This is a genomic window from Sphingobium psychrophilum (assembly GCF_012927105.1).
In the GTDB taxonomy this organism is placed as follows: domain Bacteria; phylum Pseudomonadota; class Alphaproteobacteria; order Sphingomonadales; family Sphingomonadaceae; genus Sphingobium; species Sphingobium psychrophilum.
Genome location: NZ_JABBFV010000058.1, coordinates 1 through 3,455 on the forward strand (window position 1 = coordinate 1; position 3,455 = coordinate 3,455).

3 protein-coding genes are annotated in these 3,455 nt (G+C 60.6%); all 3 read right to left on the reverse strand.

Going from position 1 to position 3,455, the window contains the following annotated elements; translation table 11 throughout:
• On the reverse strand, positions 1-771 hold a 771-nt coding region (locus HHL08_RS25025), incomplete at its 3' end, for a DEAD/DEAH box helicase (protein ID WP_169575559.1).
• Positions 768-2,072: an ATP-binding protein gene (locus HHL08_RS25030; protein WP_169575560.1), complete on the reverse strand. Its 1,305-nt coding sequence runs from the start codon at positions 2,070-2,072 to the stop codon at positions 768-770. The genes HHL08_RS25025 and HHL08_RS25030, both read right to left, overlap by 4 nt.
• A partial coding sequence (locus tag HHL08_RS25035; protein WP_206378096.1) for a tellurite resistance TerB family protein occupies positions 2,072-3,455 on the reverse strand: 1,384 nt, incomplete at its 5' end. The genes HHL08_RS25035 and HHL08_RS25030, both read right to left, overlap by 1 nt.

Consider the following 3,455-nt stretch of genomic DNA (forward strand, 5'->3'; position numbering starts at 1 on the left):
GAGATGTCCGAAGAGATGAAGGGAAATGGCGTCGGTTGCCGATGGTGCATCGTCATCCTTGTCCCCGGCCACATAGCCGCGCAACTGGAGTTGCAGCTCCGCCGAACCGCTTGTGGCGATCACGGTCTCGACGTTCTCGGGATTGTCTGGGCGGAGATAGGCCTTTGCCAGTTCCATGTCCCCGAGCGTAGCCGAGAGACCGACACGGCGGATCGGGCGGTTTAGTGACTGCTCGAGGCGCGCGAGCAGCGAGCGCATCTGAATGCCGCGCTCACTGTCGAGCACGGAATGCAGTTCGTCAAGGATCACCGCTCGTGTCGCGCCGAACAGTCGCGGTATCTCCAGTCCTCGGCGAATGAAGAGGGCTTCGAGCGATTCCGGCGTGATCAGCAGTACGCCTCTGGGATGCCTAAGGGCACGGGCTTTGACCGAAGATGGTACGTCGCCGTGCCAGGGGATGACCGGTAGTTCGGTCTCGCGGCAGACATCGTCCAGCCGCCGCGCTTGATCAGTGATGAGCGCCTTCAACGGTGCGACATAGAGAATGTCAAAGCCAGAGAGTTCGGATGGATCATTGAACACTTGAGAAAGCAGCGGAAGAAACGCGGCCTCGGTCTTTCCGCCTGCCGTGCTGGCGGCAACGATGAGGTCAGCGTCACTGTCCATGAGCACGTGCGTTGCGCGTGCTTGGATATCGCGCAGTTCACGCCAGTCCTGCTCGCGAATCCACTTCTGGATCGGTCTGGCAAGCTTGTCGAAGGCGGTGCTCACAGCCGGAAGCTGGCAAGCTCATCCGCCGCTGGAGCCGCGCCGACAGTCTCATCGACATCGCTCATATCGTCACCATCATCCTGGGTGACGTCGAGCGTGCCGATGAGATCGGACCATTCAACACCGGGGTTTTGCTCGAGAACCGCGAGGAGGTTCACAAAGGCGGTAACGGTGTTGCGTGGTGTCCGGAAATAGGCCTCGCCGATCCTGTCCGAGCAATGGACCATAAACGCCTCCAGGGCATCATCCGGCAGACACGCGCCTTCGCTCTGCATAACGGCGCGGATATTGGCTAGCAGCACGAACAGATCTTCAGGCGTCAGGCTCGCAAGGCGAATGACGGGGCCGGAGAGGTCCACGAGACCCTCGCGGGCGAAGCTGTTCTCGGCCAGACGCGATTGCAACGCTTCATAGCTGTAGAGTCCACGGCGGGTGTTCATCAGGAATTCGGGCGTTCCGCCCATGAGGAAACCGAGATTTTCCGCACTACCCTGCAGGACGTCATTCAAAATGCGCAGGATCTGCTCGTAATTGGCGTTCCGTGCCTGCGATGAGGTCAATTTGTAGAGGTTGACCATCTCGTCGAGACCAACGAGCAGCCCCTTATAACCCGCTTCGCAAACAAACGCCGACATCAGCTTCAGCTGGTCGTAGACGCTGGCGTCATCGACGATCGTGCGAACCCCAAGAGCCTTGCGCGCGTCGGTTCTGGTGGCGAATTCCCCGCGCAGCCAGCGGATCGCGGCCGACTTGAGTTCTTCGTCACCTGTTTCTTGCCCTTCCCAATAGCGGCGGATGACCTGCGCGAAGTCGAAGCCTCCGGTCAGTTCCTCAAAATGGGCCAGGCGCTGGCGAATGATGTCTACCGTCGGCTGGTCTTTCGCCTCGGCATCGTGCTGGGCCTGGCTGACGAAACGCTCGACGACATTGGTAAGCGCGCCGCCATCCGGCTTGGTTCTCGTCGCGAGATTCCGCGCCATTTCGGCATACAGGCCCCGCGCCTGGCCGCCTGTGGCATGGATCCTCCGGTCAGGAGCCAGATCGGCAAACATCACGACCAGCCCCTTTTCCAGCGCCACAAGGCGTATGAGATTCATGAAGAAGGTCTTGCCCGACCCATATTCGCCAATGATGAACCGGATCGCGGAACCCCCGTCGGCGATCCGGTCCATATCCTTGACGAGTTCCTCAATCTCACGAGCGCGACCGACCTGAATGTGACGAAGCCCCAGCTTCGGAACCACGCCCGCGCGCAATGCCTGAACGATCGCATCACGCTCGCGCGGCTTCAATTTCGACATCAACTATCCTCCTTCGCCATTTCGGCCCGCAACGCTCCCGCGATATCCGGCGACACGTCATAGCCATCATATTCGTCAAGCAACGCTTCTTCGAACTTCTGGAAGGCCCACTCATTGATAGCTTCCAGAGCGCCGGACGGCAGCAGGCCCTGTTCTCCGGCGATGTCAGCGAAGCCTTGCAGCGTCCAATGGTCGCGCTGGATGAGAAGTGTCACCAGATCCGCATGTTTGCTGTCGAGGCCTGGCAATGCCGTTGGAAGCGCATGTTCGCGCGGCGCCCCGTCGCCCGCATCGTCGTCTGCTGCGAATATCTCGCCCAGGACATTCGAAACGCGCTCGGTATCGCTGCGGATCGCAGCGATGCGCGCCGCATTGAGCGCACCGCCCCTTGATTGAGGTTCGGCAGGAATTCGTTCGCCTGGCGCCTCCGGTTCGGCTGCCCTGACCCGTACCGGTCCATCCGGGGCATCGCCAGCATGAAGATCTGCATATACGAGGCCAGCATCGATCCCCAACGCCTTGTAGATCTTCTCGATGCAAGCGACCTCCTCGGATCGGATGATGCTATCGGCATGGGCAATCACGACAACCGCCGCACGCAGCGTGAGATGGTGCTCGGCATCCACTTCCTTCAATCTGCTGCGCAGCCACGACATGTCAGGAGCAACCTCCAGATACCAAGTCAGATTGGCATGGAGACGCTTTCTCTCGGGATCGCCGATGCCGCTGATCGCTTCGACCTTATCGCGCAATGCTCGGCGTTCCGCTTCGACGATCTTGCTGTCCGAATGTGCAACGAAGGTCGCCAACGCCAGTTCGAACAAGGCCGCACGATAGGCAGGCGAGACTGTTTCGAGTTGCTCGACCGTCTCGCCGAGATCGAACATCACGACCGGTTCGTCGATCCTGGGCGCGCGCAGCGAGAATCTCGGATCGGGCGCCATGCCGAAGCCGATGCGGGCGAGCGCATCGGCCGCGCCGGTTAACTGGCGTTTGCCAAGCTTCTTGGGAGAACTGCCCTCCAGACGAGAAACCACCTCGAGCGCCGGGACGAGACCGCCAGCTGCCACTCGCTCACGCGCCCATTCCCTGAGGCCTTCCAACTCTGCGGAAGGGAACAATCCCCACAATCGGGCAGGAAGCAGCGCCTGTGCCTCAATCGATCCCCTGCCGTCCGCATTGCGCCCAAGGTAGCGGCTGAACTTATCGAGCTCATCCATCGCCTCATCCGCAATCTTCTGCGCTTTCTGGATGGGCGAACGAAGATCGGAGACGTCGGGGACTGCGATGTCTTTGCCTTCGCCCGCTGTGAGATTGACAGAACAACTGAATTCGCTCGACGCGGCGCGGTAGTTCATCGCGAGCTGCTTGCGCGGCGTTCGC